The organism is Kistimonas ophiarachnellae (assembly GCF_057552235.1).
Window position 1 is genome coordinate 109,131 of sequence record NZ_BAAJPA010000011.1, and the last position, 23,753, is coordinate 132,883.

Here is a 23,753-nt window from a genome sequence, read left to right on the forward strand (position 1 = left end):
CTGAACTGGCTGGCTATACTCTCCAATAATGGGATAACTACGATTACGGGGCTGGCAACAGGATGGAAGCGCAGGGATGCGTTCAATGTACCTATGTGGACTATCAGGGCAGGCGTTGTGAAGATCGTTCAGGCAAAGAAGGGGGCTTGTGTTTCTGGCATGATCCAGAGGCTGACAAGCGGGGTGATGATATCTGCGAGCGCGTGGAGGCCATTGCCAAATCAGGTCGCCCTTTGTCTGGTTTCCAATTAGAGAATGCCAATCTTCGCAATGTTCATCTGGTCAATTGCGATAGTCCGGAAGGCTATGACCTGACGGATGCTAACCTGAATCATGCGGATCTTCGCGATGCACATTTATATAGCATCAACTTGCAGGGCGCTTGCCTGCTTAAGGTGGACGCCAGGTACGCGAATCTCAACTCCGCCAATCTGACCCGTGCCAACCTGCTGGGTATCCGGCTTGATGATGCGAAGATCGAGCATATTAAATGGGGCAACACCATCCTGCAGGCAGCACAGGGTAAAAAACTCAGAAAGCGCGAGCCGAACCGAAAGGAGGGGGTGCGCAGACTGAATGAAGAGGCAGAGGAAGTCTGCCGGAATATTCGTCGGCAGTGTGAGCTGCACGGTTTGCAGGAGGAGGCCGGCGATTTCTTTCAAAAGGAGATGCGCTACCGCCGTTACCAGTTACCCCCTTTTTCGTGGCAGAGGGTCGTATCGAAAACCGTTGATCTGCTGTGTGGCTATGGTGAACGTCCTGCGCGGGTTATTGCTTTCTCGGGCGTCATGGTTGTCGTTTGTGCGTTACTCTATGCCATGATAGGGGTCAGTGCAGGCGGTGAGATCATTCAGGTGCATCCCGAACTGGGCTGGCAGGCTAACTGGGGGCAGTTAATGGAGTGCTTCTATTTCAGTGTGGTGACATTTACAACACTGGGGTACGGCGATATTGCGCCGGTAGGTATCGGGCGAACGATCGCTGCCATAGAGGCGTTTCTGGGAACATTCATCCTTGCGCTCTATGTGGTGGTCTTCGTTAAGAAGATGACCCGGTAAGCGATAAGGATTACCTGCTTGTTTCAGGCCGGATGGTAGCGAACGCCGTTGTAAATGATGTCTTCTCTCTCTACCAGACTCTCGCAAACATATTCGGGCGCAATCCCTGCCAGGTAGTAGCGATGGCAGGCTCCGACTTCCAGCCACTCGGGAAAAGCCTCACCATTGAAATGCATGCACAGAGGCCCGGTCGCGGTGATGTGGGGAAGTTGCCGTGTCTGTTGGACGGTAAAGTCCATGAGGTCGTAAACAATAATGCCGAGAAAGACGGATGCCAGGAAGGCAACCAGAAACAGTCCCTGAACTGCACCAAAGATGGCAGCAAAGAAGAAAATCACTGCGGTTATGCATCTTGCCAGGAGAGAGCGTTGCTTCATGGCATCACCCGCGTCTGTTATGAATCCTCAGCCATCATGGCTGTTGATGGATTAATGTCTGTTGCAAGCGTCTTACTCATTGCGTTGAAGCCACAGCGTAGCCTCGTGAGACATCGTTGCAGATTATTCCATCAATCGGAAGGGCACATCATCGATAAGAATTGACAGAGAAAATCTGTCTGTTGTCAGCAGCTTCGGTAGGCCTCCTCTTCCTCAATATCACAGCTGATCGCCGCATGGGGCTGGCCGTACATCAGTTTCTGGAACTCGTTGCGGTGCATATGGATGAGCTCCCGGTGATTGCCACCCTCGATGTAGATATCAGCAACGGTATTGAGTGCATCGTCCCAGACAGTTTTCATGCCGTAGGCAATCCCCATGGCGGGTATGGCACCGGGCTGACAGTCAGGGAAAAGATCCTGCAGCGTGGTTTCCTGTACCAGTTTCAGGTTGCGATCCAGGCGCATATTCAACCAGGCCAGCATCAATCGGTTGCGTGACGGCATCACGGCCATCACATAGCCATTGCCATCTTTCAGCACAACGGCCTTGGCCATGGTTCGATCCGGAATGCAGGCCGAACGGGCGGTGTTCGCGGCCCGTTCCGAATAGGGATGGGATACCACTTCATAGTTCGTACAGCTTTCAGCGAGAAATGTCTCTAACTGCGGTGAAATGGACATGATGCCTCCGATAACTGCTGCTTATCGCCATGTCTCAGTTGCAAGATAAGTATATCGGATTGTCAATGAATCTTTTGCTTGTGTCAGTGTTGTTTTAAGACGGATTAAGTCCGAACCGTCGTTTTTTTATAAATACAGGCCATAAATATCGGGATAAATACGTGCTGCGTCCGTATTCGTGAACATGACACCATCGGGTCTTACCGTGTTGCAGTGCTGACGAACGGTAACGTCAGACTGAAAATAAACAGGAGATAGAGGATGATCAGGTTAGGGGATACAGAATTGACACTGTGTCGCCAGATACGGCAGGAGTTACACCGGCACCCGGAGTTGTCCGGTGCGGAAGGTGATACTGCTGAACGCTTGCAACGCTTTTTAACCACACATATCAGGCCCGATTGTGTACTCACCGGGATAGGTGGTCATGGTGTTCTTGCCCTGTTTGACAGCGGCCAGGCGGGTCCTACGCTTATCTTTCGTGCAGACATGGATGCCGTCGCAGTGGATGAGATCAATGGGTTGCCCTATCGTTCAGAACAGGCAGGCATAGCCCATATGTGCGGTCATGATGGGCATATGGCTACGCTGCTGGCATTGGGGTTCAGGCTGGCGCGAGAGCGGCCGACAGCCGGTCGAATCGGCCTACTCTTCCAGCCCGCGGAAGAAGATGGTACCGGCGCTATGGCGGTACTGGCGGATGAACGGTTTGTGGCATTGAAGCCGGACTATGTGGTTGGCTGGCATAACTTGCCGGGCACGGCTATTGGAACCCTGTTGGTACGGGCAGGCAGTTTTGCCTGTGCATCCTGCGGCATGGAGATAACCCTCACCGGTAAAACGTCTCATGCCGCCAGGCCGGAGGATGGCATAAGCCCGCAGACGGCAATGTGTCGATTGCTGGAGCAGCTTACAGCGCTCAGTACACCTGTCGAGAATGATGAAGCATTTGCCTTGGCAACTGTCGTCTATGTCCGCCTGGGAGAGCAGGCTTTTGGTATCGCACCGGGTGACGCGACGATTATGGTGACGCTGAGAACCGCGGCAGATCATCGTATGCAGGCGTTAAGGCAGAAAGCGGAGGCGCTGGTTCAACAGGAGGCTGAACAGGCCGGGTTGCAGTGGTCAATCCGCTACCGCGATGAATTTGCGGCAACAGAGAATGATCCTGAGGCCGTTTCCCTCGTCATGGCGGCGGCGGAAGACGCAGGTATACATGCCGAAACGGTGGAGCGTCCCATGCGTTGGTCTGAAGATTTCGGACAGTTTACCCGTCACTTCAAAGGCGCGCTGTTTTGCCTGGGGAGTGGTGAGTCCTGCCCGCAACTGCATAACCCGGATTACGATTTTCCGGATGCGTTGATTGAACTTGGCAGCAATATCATGCTGCATGCCGCCAGGCGTCTGTTAATGGTTTCTGCCCCCGTTTAATTTTTCCGGGAGGAAGGTGGTATATGCGTTCAGCGTTTATTATCCTTTTCAGGGGTGTGGGTTTTTTTGAACGAAATAAAATAAGAAATGCATAATGAAAGTGTTTAAAAACGGTTTGTTGCCAGTTGTACTTGCGCTGTGCCCGGGATGGGCAAGCGCATCAAGTGGTGGATATGAGGTGCTTGGGGCGACTGAAGATCCACTGGCTTATCTCTGCATCGCCATCTTTGTCCTTGCTTATATGATGGTAATGGGCGAAGAGGTGCTTCGTCTGCGTAAATCCAAGCCGGTGATTCTCGCCGCCGGGATTATCTGGGCGCTGATTGCCACCATTGCCCAGGATTACGGCGTGGAACATGAAGCGCTTCGCGCTGCCGTGATGCACAACCTGGACGAATACAGCGCCCTGTTCCTTTTCCTGCTGGTGGCCATGACGTTTATCAATACCATGGAGGAACGCCTGGTCTTCGATGCCCTGCGTGCACGGTTGATGCAGAAAGGGCTGGGGTTCCGTCAGCTGTTCTGGGTAACGGGCATACTGGCATTTTTCATCTCTCCTGTTGCCGATAACCTGACCACGGCGCTTTTAATGGGCGCGGTGATCATGTCTGTCGGGGGAGGGAACCAGCGTTTTGTCACCCTGGCGATGATTAATGTGGTGGTTGCCGCCAATGCCGGCGGCGCCTTCAGTCCGTTTGGCGATATCACAACGCTGATGGTCTGGCAGGCCGGCAAGGTCGGATTTTTTGGTTTCTTTGCGCTGTTTTTACCGGCAGTGGTCAATTACCTGGTGCCGGCAATCATCATGAGTTTCTTCGTCCCCCCGGAAAAGCCCTCGGCGATTGATGAGCGTGTCCGGATCAGGCCGGGAGGACTTGTCGTGTGCGGTTTGTTCGGGTTGACGATTATCCTGGCAGTCACCTTTGAGAAGGTGTTCGCCCTGCCCCCGTTCATGGGCATGATGACCGGTATGTCGTTGCTGATGTTTTACACCTGGTACCTGACGTACAGGAGTCGAAGCGGTCAGTCTGCCCATCCGCTTGAAGGCAGCGATCGTGGGGAACTCGATATTTTTCACAAGGTTGCCAAGGCGGAATGGGACACCCTGCTGTTTTTCTTCGGCATTATTTTCTCGGTGGGTGGCCTGGGTTACCTGGGCTACCTGGAGATGATTTCTTCGTCCATGTATGCCGATTTGGGACCGTCAATCACCAATGTCGTTGCCGGATTGATTTCGGCCGTGGTGGATAATATTCCGGTGATGTTTGCCATTATCAGCATGAACCCTGAAATGGGTAATTTTCAGTGGCTGCTCGTGACTTTGACGGCAGGTGTCGGTGGTAGCCTGCTCTCTGTAGGATCGGCTGCCGGCGTTGCCTTAATGGGCACGTCGAAGGGCACCTACACCTTTATGAGCCATCTGCGCTGGTCCTGGGCGATCGCCCTGGGATACGCCGCCAGTGTCGGGGTTCATTTTGCCCTGAATAGCTGAGGCGATTGTATTGACCTGACAGGCGCCGAACATGGCGCCTGTTTTTTTTGGGGAATGACAGTGATTTCCCCCGGTGCCGATCGGTATTGATTCTTTGTAAATTTTTATCAAATGCATTTAGGAAATTGATTGGCGTCAACCCCCCTCATTGCCTGACCATGTATTAGTACCTACTGTCCAAAATCCTGGGCAACCCAGAATGAGATCAAGCGATGAATAAACTTACAACAGCGAATGGCGCGCCAATCGCCGATGATGATAACAGTATCTCTGCCGGCGAACGGGGGTCTCTGACCTTTGATAATTACCGGTTGTTTGAAAAACTGGCGCATTTTAACCGTGAACGTATTCCGGAGCGGGTGGTTCATGCGCGGGGGTATGGCGCCCATGGCACCTTTACACTGACCAAAGACCTGTCCGCGTTTTCCATGGCGGACTTCTTGCAGGAGACCGGACGCAAGACCGAGGTGTTTGCCCGTTTCTCTACCGTGGCGGGCGGACAGGACTCGGGGGATTTTGTCCGTGATGTGCGCGGTTTTGCCGTACGTTTTTATACCCAGGAGGGTAATTTTGACCTGGTGGGTAATAACACGCCGGTCTTTTTTATTCGCGACCCTGCCAAGTTCCCTGATTTCATTCATTCCCAGAAAAAAGACCCGGCCACCAATTTGCCCAATCCTGCCAATCACTGGGAGTTCTGGGCCAGTAACCCGCAGTCCATGCACCAGGTGACCATCCTGATGTCAGACCGCGGAATTCCCTTCTCTTTGCGTCACATGAATGGTTACAGCTCTCATACCCTGAGTGTCTGGAATAAGGCAGGTGAACGCTACTGGGTCAAATGGCACTTCAAGACTGACCAGGGCATTCGGACGCTGACAAACCAGCAAGCCGCAGAAAAACCGGCAGATGGTATGCAGCGAGACCTGGTTGAGGCGATTGCCAACGGTGATTTTCCGAGCTGGACCGTCAAGGTACAGATCATGAGTGAAGCCCAGGCCCGTGACTATGCCATCAATCCGTTTGACCTGACCAAGGTCTGGCCACACCGGGATTTTCCGCTCGAGGAAATCGGCAAGCTGGAATTGAACCGTAACGTGGAAAACTATTTCGCCGAAACCGAGCAGGTGGCGTTTTCACCCAGTAACCTGGTGCCGGGTATCGGGGCATCGCCGGACAAGATGCTGCAGGGCCGCCTGTTTGCCTATGCGGACGCGCATCGTTACCGGATCGGCGCGAATCATCAGCAGTTGCCGGTCAACCGGCCGCAGTGCCCGGTCAATCACTATCAGCGTGATGGCGCCATGGCCGGTATGGCGTGCCCGTATGGTGGGCATAACCAGAGCAGCACGGTCAATTTCTACCCCAACGACAGGGCCGGTGACGGGGCGCCTGTTCCTGATCCGTCCGTGGCTGAGCCGCCTATGCCGTTGGAGGAGCAGGCCTGGACCAAGGCTTATGACAGTCGAGATGCGGACAACTACAGCCAGGCGGGTGACTTGTTCCGGCTGATGTCTGAAGACCAGAAGCAGCAGCTGGTTGGAAATATTGCGGGTGGTCTGTCCCTGGCCAGTGAGTCCGTGCAGCAGCGTATGGTCGCTCATTTCACGCAATGTGATGAAGAGTATGGTCGCCGTGTACAGGCCGCGCTGGAAACCGTTGGCCTCTGACGGGTTGTAGAGATGTATAGCAGGTGTTCTTCTCCCGGGTTCACCTGCTATTTACTGATGGCTGGCCATTGCCAGCCTGACACCAAAACCGATCATCACCGTGCCGCTGAGCCAGCGACCCAGTTGTTGCGCCAGGCGGCTCTTCCCCAGTGCCCGGCCAGCTTTCGCCGTCACCGCGATGAGGATGACGTAGCAGGCGGCGGAAATCACGGCAAATGCCAGTCCCAGTATGATGAACTGCGCCTTCACATCCCCACCGGGCCTGACAAAATGGGGCAAAAAAGCCAGAAAGAACAGGATGACCTTGGGATTGAGCAGGTTGGTGCACAAGGCCTGGAGATAAGGGCTGCTGGCCCGCCTGGGTTTTTCTATCGGGCAGGGATCATGCGCCTGTTTTTTCAGTTTCATGAGGCCCAGCCATACCAGGTAGATGGAGCCCACCCATTTCAGCACCGAGAACGCACTGGCGGATGTGGCCAGTAAAGCCGCCAGTCCCATGGACGCGGCAATGGTATGCAGGACCAGGCCCGATACTGTCCCCATCGCGGCCTCCATTCCCATCTGGAAACCTTTTCGTGCACTCCAGCCTGCGACCAGCACCATATCGGGTCCCGGTACCAGGAAGAGAATGAGTGTGGCTGATACAAAGGCCAGCCATTGTTCCATACCCATGATGCTCTCTGCTGCTCCTGTCTAAACAAACGATTTACTGTTCCTGTGGATTGCTGAACGGGTTGCGGAATATCTCCCTGTTTTCAGCGTTGCGTTTTTGGACTGAAGCGGCGGGTATTAGTTCAATGGGAATCGCAATAAATTTATTAAAACGTTGATGCTATCGCTGGTGAGGAGAATCAGGTCATGTTGAGTGGCAGAGGTATCGCATGGAATGGACCGGCCAAACGTGCCTGTGGCGATCCATTCCAGGGTATTACTGGCGACTGGTGCTGGTATGTAGACCGCACTCACGGTTGCCCAGAACCTTGGTCGGATCGAAATAATCCTCTTCAATGGGCAGGTCGTGCTCGACCTGGTATTCCTCAAGATCCAGTTCAGACCAGTAAAAGACCGGCGCCACCCGGATGATGCCGTCCTGTGTTTCCGTCAGGATATCCAGGTTTTGGCGAAAAGCGGTTTGCTCTTTGCGGATAGCGGTCAGCCAGAAGTCGGGTTTGGCGTCTGCCATAGCGCGCTGGAAGGGCTCCAGTTTGATGTCGTGGGTAAACGCGTCATGTGCCGGGGTGTCGACGTCCGGGATCCCGCCGTAAATGGCTTCCCGGCAGGCACGGCTATAGCGGGGATGATAAATGCGGATATTCAGGTCAAGCGTCTGGATCAGCTGATGGGCAAACCGGTAAGTGGCCGGTGTCCCGTAACCGGAATCAATCCAGACGACCGGAATATCCGGCTTCTGGCTGGCGCAGAGGTGGATAATGGCGGCTTCGTGTGGGCCAAAGTTGGTGGTCAGAACCGGGTTCTCTGCCTGATCGAGGGTCCAGGCGACAATCTCGGACGGATGACGGTTAGCCAGCTCGCGGTTGAGGCTTTTGAGGTCCAGTGTCATAGGCATGTTGTTGTTGTGGTTTGCGGGGAAGCTAGGATAGGGTACCTGCCTGTCAGAAGGCAAGGCCATGAGCATTTCCTGGAGCGCCGTAACCGGGATGCTTTATTATTGATAATTATTCCTATTTGCATGCAAAGTCGATAGTATTCGTGGCCTGCATTCAGGAAGGGTGTCATGCCTGATCTTTTGTTGATGTGTCCATAACCGGGGAAGCCATGCCTGGCGTTGTTGTTGCTGCACTTTATCAGTTTGTAAGCCTGCCGGATTACCGTTCGCTGCGTGAACCCTTGCTGTCATGCCTGCTGGACAATGGTGTCAGGGGATCGTTGTTGCTGGCTGAAGAGGGGATTAACGGCACCGTGGCGGGTTCCCGCGCCGGTATTGATGCATTGAAAGCCTGGTTTCAGGCTGATGGTCGGTTTACAGACCTTACCTATAAAGAGTCATTGTCGGATGAAAACCCGTTTTATCGTACCCGGGTCAAGCTCAAGCGGGAGATCGTGACCATGGGGGTGGCGGGTATCTCACCCGTCAACCAGGTGGGTCAGTATGTTGAGCCGGAAGACTGGAATGCCCTGATATCGGATCCGGACGTGCTGGTGGTTGATACCCGCAATGCGTACGAAATCGAGGTGGGTACCTTCAAGGGGGCCGTCAATCCCGACACTGACAATTTCCGTCAGTTTCCCGGCTGGGTCGAAGAAACGATCAAACCGGCCAGGCAAAAACGGGTTGCCATGTTCTGTACCGGCGGCATTCGTTGTGAAAAAGCCACGTCACTGCTGCTGGAACAGGGCGTTGAGGAGGTTTATCACCTGAAGGGTGGCATTCTCAAGTACCTGGAAACGGTACCGGAACCAGATAGTCTCTGGCAGGGAGAATGTTTCGTCTTTGATAATCGCGTGACCGTTAATCATGACCTTGAGCCCGGCCAATATGACCAGTGTCACGGCTGTCGTCGTCCGATCACCGAAGAAGACAAGCGTTCGCCGTTGTATGTCCGGGGAGTGACCTGCCCTCATTGCCATGACAGCCAGACGGAGCGTTCCCGTGCCCGTGCCGCTGAACGCCAGAAGCAGATTGACCTGGCCAGGGGGCGGGGTGAGCCTATGCCTCTGGGTAAAAATCAGCAGAAACGCCCCTGATTCGCAGGATTGTGTGATAACCCTTCCATCCATATAGAGCCATCTGTCGTATACCGATAAGATAATGTAATACCTGCGACCGCCTGCCCGGGGACGGTAAGGCGGTCGCAGCGCAGAAGACTATCCAGGATCGCCATTTTGAGTGAAACACTAACAGCTGCCGACCATGCGGTCGGAGAGCAGCACGATTCCCGCGTTTATAACTGGCAGCGTATCCGCCGTATTGCCCTTGAGTTCAAGCGTGAACTGGTGGTTGCGAATATCGTCGCGCTGCTGGCAACGCTGGCCAGCGTCCCGACCCCCTTGCTGTTGCCCCTGCTCGTGGATGAGATCTTGCTGCAGGAGCCCGGTGCGGTGGTCGCCACCCTGCGGCCGCTGATTCCGAATGAGTGGCATGGGCCGTCGTTCTATATCCTGCTGGTACTGGGGCTGACCATTGTGCTGCGCCTGCTGGCGCTGGTCTTCAATGTCTGGCAGACACGGCAGTTCACGATTATTTCCAAGGAAGTGGTCTTTCGCATGCGCTCCAGCCTGCTGCACAAGCTGTCGCGGGTGTCGATGTCGGAATATGAGACGCTGGGCAGTGGCTCGGTGGCCTCCCGGTTTGTGACCGATCTCAATACCATTGACCAGTTTATCGGTTCAACCGTCAGCCGTTTGCTGGTGGCAGTCCTGTCCATCGTTGGCACCGCGGCAGTCCTGTTATGGCTGCACTGGCAGCTGGCGCTGATCATCCTGTTTTTCAACCCGGTGGTGATCTGGTTCACCACGCGGCTGGGCAAGAAAATCCGCACGCTCAAGAAAGAAGAAAACAGTGCCTTTGACGTCTTCCAGGCGGCGCTGACCGAAACCCTGGACGGCATTCAGCAGGTTCGGACCGCCAACCGGGAAAAGCACTACATCAGTCGTTTGCTGGACCATGCCCGTGCTGTCAGGGATCGCTCCACCGCCTTTTCCTGGAAAAACGACGCCGCCTCCCGGTTCAGTTTTGTCCTGTTCCTGCTGGGTGTGGATGTCTTCCGTGCCTGCGCCATGATGACAGTGGTTTTTTCGGATCTTTCCATCGGTGAGATGTTTGCCGTGTTCGGTTATCTCTGGTTCATGATGGGGCCGGTCAATGAGTTGTTGAGCATGCAGTATGGTTATTTTGCCTCTAATGCGGCATTGAAACGCATCAATAACCTGCTCGAGCTTGAGGAAGAAAAACGGTATACAGCCTTGCTCGATCCATTCGGTGGCCGCAAGACGGTTGGTCTGGATATCGAGGATGTGCATTTTGCATATGGCGATAATGACATCCTCAAAGGGGTTTCTTTATCAGTTAAGCCAGGCGAAAAGGTCGCGTTGGTCGGCGCCAGTGGCGGCGGTAAATCAACGCTGGTGAAGGTGTTGCTGGGGCTGTATACACCAACGCAGGGCAGTGTACGCTTCGGGAATATACCCATGGAGCAGATCGGGGTTGATGCCATTCGCGAGCATGTCGTGACGGTGCTGCAGCATCCGGTGCTGTTCAATACCACGGTGCGCGAAAACCTTTGCCTGGGACGGGATGTCCCCGATGAAAAACTCTGGCAGGCGCTGGAAGTGGCTCAGCTCAAAGTATTTATCGAGCAGATGGACGACAGCCTGGATACCCTGATAGGAAACCAGGGCGTTCGCCTGTCTGGCGGACAACGGCAGCGGCTGGCCATTGCGCGTATGATTGTGACAGACCCTGCCATCGTTATTCTTGATGAGGCCACGTCTGCCCTGGATACGGCAACAGAATTTCTCTTACATAAAGGGATGGAGGAGTTCCTGTCCAGCCGGACGACGCTGATTATTGCCCATCGCCTGAGTGCTGTGAAACAGGCGGATCGTGTGTATGTCTTTGAAGATGGTTGTATCAGTGAAGAAGGTGAACACGATGAACTGCTGCAACAGAATGGCTTATATGCCCGCCTCTATGGCCACTTGCAATAAGTGGTTGATGGCAGGGTTTTTCATTAACCTGTGATCACACCGCTGTAAGGTTTAAAACACATTTCGTGAGTTTTAAACCTTACCTTCCTCATTTGTTTTGACTGCCCTGTAATGCACATCGCTCATCAGGATTTATCGGTGAGCGGTGGTAGCTCCAATGTTTTTTGTTTCAGGATATAAAGGCTGACACAACTGGCAATAATGACCAGTAACACGTGTACGGGCCACAGGGGCACGATCACGATGGATGCGCTGATGCTGAGCCAGAGTACGATCAGCGTGTAAATTTTTGCCTTACGCGGGATCCCTTTTCCATCCAGGTAGTAATGAATGTAGCGGCCCAGCCGGGGGTGCCCAAGCAGCCATCCGTGGAACGCCGGGGAACTGCGCAGGAAACAGGCTGCGGCCAGTAATAAAAAAGGTGTCGTTGGCAGGACGGGCAAAAAAATGCCGAGGATGCCGAGTCCCGTGGCAAGAATGCCGATGCCGGTCAGCAACAGGCGAACCAGTGGGTTCTTCTGCAATTTATCCGAGGTTCTCGTTGTCATAACTGGCTCAAGGGCAACCTGGCAGAATCAAAAACATGTTCAATTTACTGTATCACAGTGTCCGGAGGCATCCGGGATCGCCGTTGTGATTGAGCATTATATGCCGGCTTGGCAGCAATGCCTTTCATATATTCTGATACGATATATTTCTATGCAGTTGTACAAATATAAAAATATGTATAATTATAGTATGCCATAAACCCTATAACGATGATTGAGACACGATGTCAGGAGGGAGCCATGCCGGCTATTTACAACGCGCCGCTGAAAGATATCCGCTTTCTTATCCACGGGTTGTTGGAGGGCGGCGGTATTGCATCCCTGGAAAAATACCGTGAGATAACACCGGATTTAATGGATGCTGTCCTAGAGGAAGGTGCAAGGCTCTGTGAACAGGAGTTCCTGGCGGTCAATGCCAGTGGCGACGAGGAGGGTTGCCACTATGATGCGGACAGCCAGTCCGTGGTGACACCGACAGGCTACAAGCAGGCTTATGAGGCTTTCGCAAAAGGCGGTTGGCTGGGAATCAGTATGGATGAAGTGTGGGGCGGACAGGCCATGCCGCATCTGCTGGGTTTCGCCATGGAAGAAATGAGCTGTGCTGCCAATCTTTCTCTCAGCATGTATCCGGGTTTGACGGTGGGCGCCATGAACCTGATTGCTGCTCATGCTAGTGAACAGCTGCAGCAGACTTATCTTCCCAATATGGTCAGTGGTCAATGGTCCGGTACCATGTGTTTGACCGAGCCCCAGTGTGGCACAGACCTGGGCATGATCCGGACAAAAGCAGAACCGCAGGATGATGGCAGTTACGCCATTACCGGCAATAAGATCTGGATCACCAGCGGAGAGCATGACCTGACCGATAACATCATTCACCTTGTCCTGGCCCGGTTGCCGGATGCGCCAGAAGGCGTCAAAGGGATTTCATTGTTTCTGGTCCCCAAAGTGCTGGAAGACGGTCAGCGTAATACGCTGAGTTGTACAGGACTTGAGCACAAGATGGGCATCAAGGGATCGGCCACCTGTTTTATGAGTTTTGACAATGCGGTTGGCTGGCTGGTGGGCGAACCCCATAAGGGGTTGAGTTGTATGTTTACCATGATGAATGCTGCCCGGTTGATGGTAGGTCTGCAGGGGCTGGGTGCGGCTGAAAGCGCCTATCAGACAGCATTGTCATTTGCCCGAGAGCGACTGCAGAGCCGTTCCATTTCAGGCCCGGTTGCACCGGATCAGCCGGCAGACCCTATCCTTGTCCATCCCGATGTACGACGGATGTTGTTACGTCAGAAAGTGATCAATGAAGGCAACCGGGCACTGGCTTACTGGACAGCCATGCATATCGATATCAGCCATCACCATGATGATGAAAAGGTCCGTGAGCAGGCCGATGACATTGTCCAGTTGATGACACCGGTAGTAAAAGCCCACCTGACAGATGAAGGATTTGATTGCTGCAACCTGGCTGTTCAGACACTGGGTGGTTCCGGTTTTACGAAAGACTGGGGCATTGAACAGCTGGTGCGAGATGTGCGCATTACCCGTATTTATGAAGGTACCAACGGCATTCAGGCGCTGGATCTGGTGGGGCGGAAGCTACCCATGCAGGGGGGGCGGTTAATCCGCAGTTTTCTGCAGCAGCTGGATGCTGAATTGAACGCGTACAGCCACCATCCCCACTATGCGGCGGTCAATGCTGCCAAAGAGGATCTGCAGGCGGCGACCTTCTGGCTGGCCCAGGAAGGGATGAAAGACCCGGAAGAGGCAGCCCAGGGAGCAACGTCTTATCTTCGCCTGCTTGCACTGACGGCAGTAGGTTGGTTGTGGTTGAAAATGAGCGTCAAGGCTGAGCAGAAGCTCGCAGAAGATGATCCTGACACTGGCTTTTACCAAAGCAAGGTCAAGTCAGCGGATTTCTACATGGCCAAGGTGTTGCCGGAAACGGCGATCCTGTTGAAGGATATCCAGTCAGGCAAGCAGGTGTTGATGGCATTTGAAAACGAAGAGTTTTGATACCTGCTACCTGTCGTAAAGGGTTTTCTCAAACCAGTAAGCGTTGATTTTTCTCCTTCCATGTCACCTTGCCGGCGTCCCTGCGCCGGTTTTTTTATCAATCGCGCGCTTTCGCTTTTGATCTCCTGCCGGCTTACCGTATGCTTGAGGTAGAAAATAAAAAACCGGGGGATTCGTTGTGCGGAACAGACTTGCATGGCTTCTGATTGGCAGCTTGTGGTTGCAGGGCGCATCGCTAAAGGCATCCGAGGACGTTACCGATGCTGTGGCGCCGGAAGAGGGTACCGGCACCACGCAACAACAGCAGGTCACCGCCAGTGAGTTTATGGTGGCTGCTGCCAATCCGCATGCGGTTAAGGCCGGTTATGCAATGCTCAAGGAAGGTGGGTCAGCGGTTGACGCCATGATCGCCACCCAGTTGGTGCTGAACCTGGTGGAGCCTCAGTCCTCGGGTATCGGTGGTGGTGCCTTTGTCGTGTATTACGACAGTGATGCCGAACAGCTCACAAGCTGGGATGGCCGGGAAACCGCACCACAGGCCGTTACACCAGACTTGTTCCTCGATAAAAAGGGTAATCCGCTGTCGTTTTATGATGCGGTCGTCGGTGGCCGGTCAGTGGCAACACCCGGCACGTTGAAACTGATGCATACCCTGCATGAACGTTATGGCAAGCTGGACTGGGAGGTATTGTTCCAGCCAGCGATCCAGCTGGCCCGGGAGGGATTTGAGGTTTCTCCCCGCTTGGCAGCCCTCATTGCAAGGGATGGAAATCGATTACGCCGATATCCGGTCACAGCAACCTATTTCTTCCCGGGTGGCAAGGCGCTGCAGGAAGGTGATCTGCTCACCAATGTGATCTTTGCGAACACGCTGTCGTTGATTGCTGAAAAAGGCATAGAGCCTTTTTATGAGGGCGAGATCGGGCGCGATATCGTCGCGGCTGTCCGTTCCGTCACGGATAACCCCGGTGTGTTGAGTCGTGAAGACCTGGCCAATTACCAAGTTTGGGAGAGGGATCCGGTCTGCATTGATTATCGTGTAAATGACATCTGTGGCATGGGGCCGCCAAGTTCGGGTGGCTTGACGGTTGGCCAGATACTGGGGTTGCTGGAACCTTACGATATGGCAGCGTCAGGGCCGGAAAATCCAGAAAGCTGGCGGTTGATTGGTGATGCATCGCGACTTGCTTTTGCCGACCGTGGCCATTACATGGCTGATGCTGATTTTGTCTCGATCCCTGATGGGTTGCTGGATAAGGATTATCTCAGGGATAGAAGCGCTTTGCTGGAAAGCAATCGTGCATTGACGTCTATAAAACCGGGTACGCCACCCGGTAAACGAAACCTTACACGTGCGCCGGATGAATCACTGGAACTCCCTTCGACGACGCATCTGAGCATCGTAGACAGCGACGGAAACGTCGTATCCATGACGTCTACCATCGAGAATGCCTTTGGTTCACGGCTGATGGTCAGGGGCTTTCTGCTGAATAATGAAATGACGGATTTCTCTTTCCGTCCCAACAAGGATGGCAAGCCAATCGCCAACCGGATTGAACCTGGAAAACGTCCAAGGTCGTCTATGGCGCCTACCATTGTGATGCGAAATGACAAACCTTACCTGGTGGTGGGCTCTCCGGGAGGCAGCCGTATTATTGGTTATGTGGCCAAGACATTGATTGCGCATCTTGACTGGCAGTTATCAGTCCATGACGCGATTCAATTACCCCACCTTGTGAACCGCTTTGGCCCGTATGATATCGAAGCCGGTACAGCCGCAGAAAAACTGGCGGCCCCACTGAAAAAGATGGGATATCAGGTCAATATCCGGGATTTGAACAGCGGACTGCATGCCATTGCCATAACGGAAACCGGTCTGGAAGGTGCCGCAGACTCCCGCCGCGAAGGGGCTGTGATGGGAGACTAAGTCTGACATAGGTGCCGATTAGTTGATTTATGTCGTGAGCTATAACGCTGTATCGTGTCAGCAGGTGTGAAGGGAGTGTGAATGGTTTTTCTGGGTAATTTTCGACAGACAGAGGTGCCCCGTTTCGGGTTTGCCATGCTGTTGTTGATGTTGATGACGGTCGTGGTGGTGTTTCCCTTCATGCCGGATTTGATTCGGGCCGGCTTTATGCTGAAGGTGTCACTGTCTCTGTTGCTGGTGGCGTCAGTTTATATTCTGAGTCATAAGCGGCAGTTCCTGGTTATTGCCAGTCTCCTTGCCTTCCCGACCTTTATTACCCTGTGGCTGCCCGTTCTCTATAATCGTCCGACGTTTATTTTTCTGGATAACATAACCAATCTGCTGTTTTTCAGTTACGTGATCTATGAGCTGGTTGTGTTGATCTTTTCTGCGAAGCGGGTCGATCGCAACATCATTTATGGCAGTATGTGTGTGTACCTGTTGCTGGGATTGCAGGGGGCTTTTATCTACACGCTACTGGAGTTCTGGATGCCCGGTTCTTTCCACGGTGAAGGGTTGTCCAGCATTCACGATATTTCGACATTCATTTATTTCAGTTTTGTCACCCTTTCGACGCTAGGGTATGGCGATATTGTGCCTGCGACACGTGGTGCCCAGGCAATTACCAGTATGGAAGCGCTTATTGGCCAGTTTTATTTGACAGTACTGGTAGCGCGATTGGTTGGCATCCATATCAGTCAGCGTTAACAAAAGCGTTTCCCAATAAAAGAAAAGCCCGTCGTTTAGACGGGCTTTCTGGTTTTAGGCCGTATGGCTTTTGTGATCAGGATCGCTATGTTCGATTAACTCACCTTTCACTCGCTCACGCATGGCCTGGATGATCTTGTAAAGCACCGGCGTCAGCAGTGTGCCAAGGATCGTGGCGGCCAGCATACCGCACATGACCGTGGTACCCAGCGAACGACGGCTGGCTGCACCCGCACCACTGGCAACCACGAGTGGCATAACACCCAGGATGAAGGAGAGCGCTGTCATCATAACCGCACGGAAACGCAGCCCCGCAGCGTTCAGGGCGGCATCATAGATACTCTTGCCCTGCTGTCGCTGTACCATCGCAAATTCGACGATCAGGATCGCGGTTTTCGCGGAGATACCTATCAACAATACCAGGCCTATCTGGGCGTAGATATCGTTGACCATGCCGGTTACGAACAGACCTGCCATGGCACCGAATGCGGCAATGGGTACAGACGCAATAACCGCAAACGGAATGTTCCAGCTTTCATACTGGGCGACCAGGAACAGGTAAACAAAGATCAGCGCCAGGGAGAACAGGATCGGCGCAAGGTTGCCGGCCTGGATTTCCTGCAGTGACTGACCGGCCCAGGAATAGGTGTAACCGTCCGGCAGCTTGGCGCCCAGTTCCTTCATGGCATTGATGGCGTCACCAGAGCTGTAGCCGGGCGCCGCCTGACCATTCACCGTGGCGGAACGGTACAGGTTGAAGTGGGTCAGGCTGGTTGGGCCCAGGATCGGCGTCAGGCGTGCAACGGTGGAGAGCGGCACCATTTCGCCGTCCTTGTTGCGGACATAGAAATGCTGCAGGTCTTCAGGCTCTGCACGGTACTCGGTCTCTGCCTGGATGATGACCTGGTAGATGCGGCCGAACTTGTTGAAATCGTTGATATACAACGAGCCCAGTTGCGCCTGCAGGGTCATGAAGACATCCGACATGGCAATACCCTGAACCTTGACCTTGTTCCGGTCTACTTCCAGGAAGTACTGGGGAACGTTGGCCCGGTAGGTACTGAACACGCGGTTGAGAGCGGGGTTCTGGTTGGCTTCGTAAATCAGGCCATTCAGCACCTGCGCCAGCTCCTGCGGACTGCGGCTCATGGTGTCCTGCAGACGGAAGTCAAAGCCACCGGTGCTGCCCAGACCGGGAATCGGCGGCAGGTTAAAGGCCATGGCCTGTGCATCGGGCAGTGACCAGAGGGTCCCCTGAATACGTCCGAGGATGGCATTCAGCTGAAGGTCCGGAGACTTCCGCTCTGACCAGTCTTCCAGTACTGCAATACCGAGCGCGTTATTGGAGCCGGCGCCACCCAGCAGACTGAAGCCGGATACGGAGATAAAGTCCGTAACGCCTTTCTGCTGCAGCACCAGGTCCGTGATGCGATGCATGACGTCTTCGGTACGGTTGATGGAAGACGCATCAGGCAGCTGGACATCGACAAAGACAAAGCCCTGGTCTTCTTCCGGTACGAAACCCGTCGGAACGATCTTGGCCAGGAAGCCTGTGCTGCCGAGCAGTACGAGGAACAGGATGCCCATCAGCGTAGAACGGCGCAGCATCCAGCTGACCCAGCCGGTGTAGCCACCGGTGAGCCTGGTAATGAACCGCTCAAAGGGCTTCAGGATGGCCATGTGGCCCATGCGGCCTTCTTTCAGCAATACCACACAGAGTGCGGGGCTCAGCGTCAGTGCGTTAATGGACGAGATCAGTACTGCTACGGAAATCGTGACCGAGAACTGTTTATACAGCTCACCGGTGATACCCGGCATAAAGCCGACCGGTACGAAAACGGCCAAAAGTACCAGGGTTGTGGCGATAACCGGACCGGTCACTTCCCGCATAGCCTCGACTGTCGCGGCTACCGGTTCCATCTTCTCCTTGGTGATTAATCGCTCCACGTTCTCAATAACAACGATCGCGTCATCCACCACGACCCCGATCGCCAGTACCAGGCCAAACAGGGTGATACTGTTGATGGTATATCCCAGGGCATTCATGACGGCGAAGGTACCGATCAGGGATACCGGGATTGCAACCGACGGAATCAACGTTGCCCGCCAGTTCTGAAGGAACAGGAAGACAACCAGGATAACCAGACCGACAGCCTGGTAGAGGGTGGTCACTACTTCATCAATAGAGGCATTGATGAATTTCGTGGTGTCATAGAGGATGTGGTATTCAAGCCCCTGGGGGAAGTTCTTTGACAGCTTGTCGATTTCAGCGTAAACGCTTTCGGCAACCTGGGTCGCGTTGGCGTCAGGCAGCTGGTAAATAACAATAAAGGCCGTTGGGTTGTTGTTCAGGTTGGCGCTGGCGCTGTAGGTTTGTGAACCTAACTCGATTTTAGCGACATCACGCAGTCGTACAATGGCGCCATCGGTTTTGGCACGGATAATCACCTTGCCAAATTCTTCCGGGTTAGCCAGACGACCACGGGTCTGGATCGTGTATTCGAACTGCTGGTCAGCCTGGGTGGGACCCTGGCCCAGTTTACCGGCAGCGACGATGGTGTTCTGTTCCTGCAGTGCCTGCTGGATATCCGCAACGGTGACGTCCAGGGAATGCATGCTGTCCGGATCCAGCCAGATACGCATGCTGTAGGTCATTTCACCCATCACCTCGACCTTGGCCACACCGTCAAGACGGGCCAGCGGTTCAGTCAGGTAATTGGTGGCGTAGTTACTCAGGAAGATCTGGTCAAACTTGTTGTTTTTGGCAAACAGGTTGATACCCATCAGCATGTTACTGGACTGCTTGATGGTAGTGATACCCTGTCGACGAACCTCTTCCGGCAGACTCGTCTCGGCGATGGCGACTCGGTTCTGGACGTTGACCTGGGCCATGTCATCATCGGTGCCACTCTTGAAGGTGATCGTAATCGAGGCAGACCCGTTGTTGGAGGCTGTCGAGTCAATGTAGAGCATATCCTCTACACCGTTGATCTGTTCTTCAATCGGGCGGATAACCGATTCTTCTACCACACTGGCGCTGGCGCCGGGATAGATGGCGGAAACGGTCACCTGGGGCGGCGCCAGTTCCGGATACATGTTAACTGGCAGGGTATACAGGGAGATCAAGCCCGCCAGCGTGATGACTATCGATATGACGAAGGCGAACTTCGGTCGGTGTATGAAAAACTGGCTGATCATTACTGGGCCCCTGCGCTGGCTTCAGGTGAGTTGCCGGCGGTAGCAGGGCGGGATGAGGATTTTGCCGGATTGGACAGGGTGCCGGTTTCCATGTCGATAGTTTTCATAACCGGGTTAACAACGACACCGGGACGTACCTTCTGAAGACCTTCGACCACAATGCGCTCACCCATCTGCAGTCCCTTGTTGACAACCCACATGGCGCCAAGGCGACGACCCATTTCCACCATCCGGGTTTCAATCTTGTTGTCCGCAGTGACGACCAGTACAAAACGACCCTGCTGGTTTTCCTGTACGGCAGCCTGGGGAATCAGGGGCATTTCCGTTTTTTCTTTGCTCTCGGCAATCAGGGTGACATAAAGACCGGGCAGCAGGATGTCTTCAGGATTGGGGAATTCAGCCCGCATGTTGATCGTGCCAGTGGTTTCATCTGCACGGGTATTGGCAAAGTTGAATTTGCCGGGTTGTGAGAATTCACCACCGGTGGGCAGACGCAGAGACAGGTCAAAGTCATTGGGGCGCTCATCACGCTCACCGGCATACTGTTCCAGGTACTTGACCACTTCCTTGTCATTGACCGAGAAGGAAACGTACATGGGATCTGTGCTGGTCAGGACCGCCAACGGCTCACTGGATGGGCCAACCAGGTTGCCGACACTGTAACGGGCTTTGCCGATTTCGCCACTGAAGGGGGCGGTGATACGGGTGTACGACAGATTGATCATGGCAGTTTCCAGCTCCGCCTGACGAGCCTGTACGGAGGCGCGGGCCTGGGCGTCGTTGCTGGTCAGTGTGTCCAGGTCAGACTGGCTGATGAAACCTTTGGGGAACAGTTCATGACCACGCTTCAGCGCTTTTTCTGCACGGATCAGTTCCGCCTTGCTGCTGCTCAGGTTGGCTTTGGCCTGGCTGATAGAGGCTTCAAAGGGGGCGGGATCAATCTGAAAGAGCAGTTGTCCTTTTTCAACCCGGTCACCTTCAATGAAGTCACGGCGGACCAGGTAGCCTTCCACCCGGGCGCGGAGCTTCACTTCTTCGACGGCTTCTGTCCGGGCGACAAATTCCCGGTAATCGCCAACGGGGCGGTTTTCAACCTTGACTACGGTGACCGCCGGCGCCGGCGCGGCGGCCTGATGCTTTTCAGCATCATCGCTGCACCCTGCCAGCAGGAGTGAGAAGCCGGCGGCAAGCGCAAGGCCCGTCTTGATGGAAAATCGGTTGGTTATGGTCATTCCTGTATCTCTTTCAGCTGTGCAGGCACAGACATGTCATCCATCACCGCTGACGAAAAGCCTATATCTGTCAGCAGGTTGCTCTGTCGTTGTAAGAAACCGCCGTTTATCCCGGGATGGGCGTATTGCCAGTCATGGAAAGGCAATGAAATAGGGCGACGAAAAGATTTTGGCGTAATCGTACCACTATAAGAGCGCACCCGGTGCGACAGAAGCTGTAATAATACGTGTTTTTTCCGTTCCGGCAGGTTTCGACTTGCGTTAACACACGGGAGAGTATAGCGTTCATTTCCGATTGAAAACTTCACATTGTGTATAAGGATGTCTGCCGGGTGTAAGCAGCGTCTTTTGCCGTGTCAGCAATGCGCGAGACCACCTCTATTTACGGCATCCTTACAATCAATAAAACCCATCAAAAGGTTGGCGGATTACAATAGGCCTTTGATGGACTGCAACAGTGAAACGGGTAGTACGCAGTTGTGGGATATTCCCTGCTGGGTTTCCAAGATAAACAGGATCTGCAAAGCACGACAGCCTATGACCAAGATACTGCTGGTAGACGACGATATTGAACTGTGTGAACTCCTGGTCGAATTGCTCGGTACAGAGGGTTTCAATGTAACGGCGGTTCATGATGGTGCGGCTGGCGTAGAGGCTGCGCTCACCGGTGAGTATGAGCTGGTTCTACTGGATGTGACCCTGCCCAAACTGAACGGGTTCGAGGTGTTGCGCACCATCCGGCAGCAGAGCCAGACACCGGTGTTGATGCTGACAGCCCGTGGTGATGATGTGGACCGGATTGTCGGGCTGGAAATCGGTGCGGACGATTATCTGCCGAAGCCTTACAAGCACCGTGAGCTGGTGGCGCGGATGAAAGCCATCCTGCGACGCACCCAGATGGAACCGGAAAAAACCACGTCCCGCAAAAAGCAGCTGGAAATTGATGACCTGACACTCAACCTGGCCAACCATGAGGTCTATGTGTCAGACCAGTTGCTGGATGTGACGGCAACCGAGTTTATCGTGCTCAAAACGCTGGTGGAAAAGGCCGGTGAACTGGTTACCCGTGATGAGCTGACCCAGACGGCACTCAATCGTCGCCTTGAGCCATTCGATCGCGCCATTGATATGCATGTCAGCAACCTGCGTCGCAAGATTGGCAATAAGCCGGATGGTCGTCCCAGGCTGAAGACAGTAAGAGGTTCCGGGTATTTTTATATTGGTGAATGACTTCAATTGACAAGCAATCACCAATGTTAAAAAAGCCTGGGGTCTTCCTCAAAGCCGTTCGTACATTTTTTCTACGTATCTGGTACCGGATCTACTGGAAGATATTCCTGTGGTTCTGGCTGGGTACCTGTGTCCTCGTAACAGCCGTTATTGGAACGCTGTTGTATACCGTGGAACCCGGTGATTTCCTGCCTGAGCGCCGGGCATTGCTCGAAGAGCTGCAGAGCAAATCGCTGATGGTGGATCGGGCCGGTTTCTATAACAGTGCGCCGATTGATGTGCTGGAGAAAGTCAGCCGCGCCATGCCATTGTCATCGTATACCTACCTTGTGTTGGTATCCGGCGATGGACGTTTGATCAGTCTCGGGCGCTACCCGCTCCGGAACGTCAGGAAAACGGTGTTTGAAATGGCGCCCAGTATCACGCCTGAAATCCGGCTGACAGAGGGACAGGTGATTGTCGGGCCGGCCACCGTGCGTCTTCGCTCTGAAGATTATTCTTTCTTTATGGTGAAAAAGCGTCCGCGGTACCTGTTCTCCCGTGTGGAAAGTATTACGCGAAGCCATCCGGGCTATGTCTGGACAGCCTTGCTGGTCAGTGGTCTGTTGTGCCTGATACTCACGCTTTACCTGGTGCGACCGCTGCGCAATTTGCAGGAAGCGGTTGGCCTTATAGCCAGTGGCGATTTAACGGCCCGTGTCGGGCGGGTTGTGTGCAAACGACACGATGAATTCGGTGAACTTGGGCGAGATTTTGACGTGATGGCGGAGCAACTGGAGCGACTGGATCAGCATAAGCTGCAGCTGTTGCGTAATGTGTCCCATGAGCTGCGCTCACCGCTGACCCGGTTGCAGCTATCATTGGCCCTGGCGCGAAATAAAACCATTGGCCAGGCAGAAGTGGAGCATGATCGCATTGAGCGTGAGATTGGCCGTCTGGATGAGATGATCGGGCGTATCATTCTCTGGTCCAAGATGCTGACAGCAACGTCAACCGAGCAGACAGAATCCTTCCGGCTCGATGACACGGTGAAAATGCTGGTTGAGGATGCCGATTTTGAGGCAGGCGCCAAAAACCGTTCCGTTGAGCTGATTCACTGTGATGAATGCACGGTTCGGGGTAACAAGAACTGGTTGTCCAGTGCGGTTGAAAACATCATTCGTAATGCCATCCGCTTTGCCCCGGAAGAGTCGTCTATCAATGTCTCCCTGATCAAAACCCAGGAAGCCATTACGCTGACTGTACGCGACTACGGTCCGGGTGTGCCGGATGATGCAGTGAATCACCTCTTTGAACCTTTCTACCGGGTGGACGAAACCCGTGGTGGTGATAACAGTGGCAGTGGCTTGGGGATGGCGATTGCGCGCGCGGCCGTTGAAGGTCATGGCGGTACGATCTCTGCCCGTAACGTGGTGCCGGGTCTGGATATCACGATCTTCTTGCCCGTTGACAGCTGACTGTTGGCTTCCTCGAAGCGCC

18 protein-coding genes are annotated in these 23,753 nt (G+C 54.0%); 11 read left to right on the top strand and 7 right to left on the bottom strand.

Annotation, left to right across the window (positions count from 1 at the left end):
• Positions 1-62 precede the first annotated feature (62 nt).
• The gene (locus tag AC27K1_RS14850) at positions 63-1,058 is read left to right on the top strand and encodes an ion channel (RefSeq protein ID WP_487151599.1); all 996 of its coding nucleotides are present in this window, start codon (positions 63-65) and stop codon (positions 1,056-1,058) included.
• 23 nt (positions 1,059-1,081) lie between these two features.
• On the opposite strand, the gene AC27K1_RS14855 is transcribed toward AC27K1_RS14850, so the two are convergent.
• Positions 1,082-1,435 (bottom strand): hypothetical protein, encoded by a 354-nt coding sequence (locus AC27K1_RS14855; RefSeq protein WP_487151600.1) that lies wholly within the window; start codon positions 1,433-1,435, stop codon positions 1,082-1,084.
• A 185-nt stretch (positions 1,436-1,620) separates the two neighbouring features.
• Entirely contained in the window at positions 1,621-2,118 is a 498-nt protein-coding gene (locus tag AC27K1_RS14860; protein ID WP_395183809.1) for an aminoacyl-tRNA deacylase, read from the bottom strand.
• Positions 2,119-2,379: 261 nt separating this feature from the next.
• Here AC27K1_RS14860 and AC27K1_RS14865 point away from each other — a divergent pair, with 261 nt between their 5' ends.
• The 3 genes from AC27K1_RS14865 (at position 2,380) to AC27K1_RS14875 (ending at position 6,711) form a co-directional block, all read left to right on the top strand.
• Complete coding sequence (locus AC27K1_RS14865) at positions 2,380-3,549, top strand: amidohydrolase (RefSeq protein WP_487151601.1); 1,170 nt, start codon at positions 2,380-2,382, stop codon at positions 3,547-3,549.
• Between the two features lie 94 nt (positions 3,550-3,643).
• The gene (nhaD, locus tag AC27K1_RS14870; RefSeq protein WP_487151602.1) at positions 3,644-5,041 is read left to right on the top strand and encodes a sodium:proton antiporter NhaD; all 1,398 of its coding nucleotides are present in this window, start codon (positions 3,644-3,646) and stop codon (positions 5,039-5,041) included.
• Between the two features lie 212 nt (positions 5,042-5,253).
• The gene (locus AC27K1_RS14875; RefSeq protein ID WP_487151603.1) at positions 5,254-6,711 is read left to right on the top strand and encodes a catalase; all 1,458 of its coding nucleotides are present in this window, start codon (positions 5,254-5,256) and stop codon (positions 6,709-6,711) included.
• 51 nt (positions 6,712-6,762) lie between these two features.
• Here AC27K1_RS14875 and AC27K1_RS14880 read toward each other — a convergent pair whose 3' ends face one another.
• Together AC27K1_RS14880 and AC27K1_RS14885 are read right to left on the bottom strand one after the other, a co-directional pair.
• Positions 6,763-7,383, bottom strand: a complete 621-nt coding sequence (locus AC27K1_RS14880) for a LysE family translocator (protein ID WP_487151604.1) — start codon at positions 7,381-7,383, stop codon at positions 6,763-6,765.
• Between the two features lie 256 nt (positions 7,384-7,639).
• A complete protein-coding gene (locus AC27K1_RS14885) occupies positions 7,640-8,278 on the bottom strand; it encodes a phosphoadenosine phosphosulfate reductase domain-containing protein (RefSeq protein ID WP_487151605.1) in 639 nt (212 codons plus the stop codon).
• A gap of 209 nt (positions 8,279-8,487) precedes the next feature.
• On the opposite strand from AC27K1_RS14885, the gene trhO reads away from it, so the two are divergent.
• On the top strand, positions 8,488-9,417 hold the full coding sequence (gene trhO, locus AC27K1_RS14890) for an oxygen-dependent tRNA uridine(34) hydroxylase TrhO (protein WP_487151606.1): 930 nt from the start codon (positions 8,488-8,490) through the stop codon (positions 9,415-9,417).
• Positions 9,418-9,555: 138 nt separating this feature from the next.
• The gene (locus AC27K1_RS14895; protein ID WP_487151607.1) at positions 9,556-11,379 is read left to right on the top strand and encodes an ABC transporter ATP-binding protein; all 1,824 of its coding nucleotides are present in this window, start codon (positions 9,556-9,558) and stop codon (positions 11,377-11,379) included.
• A gap of 125 nt (positions 11,380-11,504) precedes the next feature.
• Here the strand turns inward: AC27K1_RS14895 and AC27K1_RS14900 are convergent, their stop codons facing one another.
• Positions 11,505-11,927 carry a YbaN family protein gene (locus AC27K1_RS14900; RefSeq protein WP_487151608.1) on the bottom strand — a complete coding sequence of 141 codons (423 nt, stop codon included), beginning with the start codon at positions 11,925-11,927 and terminating at the stop codon, positions 11,505-11,507.
• A 240-nt stretch (positions 11,928-12,167) separates the two neighbouring features.
• Between AC27K1_RS14900 and AC27K1_RS14905 the strand changes: the two genes are divergently transcribed.
• The 3 genes from AC27K1_RS14905 to AC27K1_RS14915 all read left to right on the top strand — a co-directional run bounded on the left by AC27K1_RS14905 (position 12,168) and on the right by AC27K1_RS14915 (position 16,614).
• On the top strand, positions 12,168-13,940 hold the full coding sequence (locus AC27K1_RS14905) for an acyl-CoA dehydrogenase C-terminal domain-containing protein (RefSeq protein WP_487151609.1): 1,773 nt from the start codon (positions 12,168-12,170) through the stop codon (positions 13,938-13,940).
• Between the two features lie 178 nt (positions 13,941-14,118).
• The gene (gene ggt / locus AC27K1_RS14910; protein WP_487151610.1) at positions 14,119-15,867 is read left to right on the top strand and encodes a gamma-glutamyltransferase; all 1,749 of its coding nucleotides are present in this window, start codon (positions 14,119-14,121) and stop codon (positions 15,865-15,867) included.
• A gap of 81 nt (positions 15,868-15,948) precedes the next feature.
• A complete protein-coding gene (locus AC27K1_RS14915; RefSeq protein WP_487151611.1) occupies positions 15,949-16,614 on the top strand; it encodes an ion channel in 666 nt (221 codons plus the stop codon).
• Between the two features lie 54 nt (positions 16,615-16,668).
• Here AC27K1_RS14915 and AC27K1_RS14920 read toward each other — a convergent pair whose 3' ends face one another.
• Both AC27K1_RS14920 and AC27K1_RS14925 read right to left on the bottom strand, forming a co-directional pair.
• Positions 16,669-19,812 carry an efflux RND transporter permease subunit gene (locus AC27K1_RS14920; RefSeq protein WP_487151612.1) on the bottom strand — a complete coding sequence of 1,048 codons (3,144 nt, stop codon included), beginning with the start codon at positions 19,810-19,812 and terminating at the stop codon, positions 16,669-16,671.
• On the bottom strand, positions 19,812-21,044 hold the full coding sequence (locus tag AC27K1_RS14925) for an efflux RND transporter periplasmic adaptor subunit (protein ID WP_487151613.1): 1,233 nt from the start codon (positions 21,042-21,044) through the stop codon (positions 19,812-19,814). Before AC27K1_RS14925 ends, AC27K1_RS14920 begins: the two co-directional genes overlap by 1 nt.
• A gap of 537 nt (positions 21,045-21,581) precedes the next feature.
• On the opposite strand from AC27K1_RS14925, the gene AC27K1_RS14930 reads away from it, so the two are divergent.
• Positions 21,582-22,274: a response regulator gene (locus tag AC27K1_RS14930; RefSeq protein ID WP_395178140.1), complete on the top strand. Its 693-nt coding sequence runs from the start codon at positions 21,582-21,584 to the stop codon at positions 22,272-22,274.
• Positions 22,275-22,297: 23 nt separating this feature from the next.
• Positions 22,298-23,731: an ATP-binding protein gene (locus tag AC27K1_RS14935; protein WP_487151614.1), complete on the top strand. Its 1,434-nt coding sequence runs from the start codon at positions 22,298-22,300 to the stop codon at positions 23,729-23,731.
• Positions 23,732-23,753: the final 22 nt, after the last annotated feature.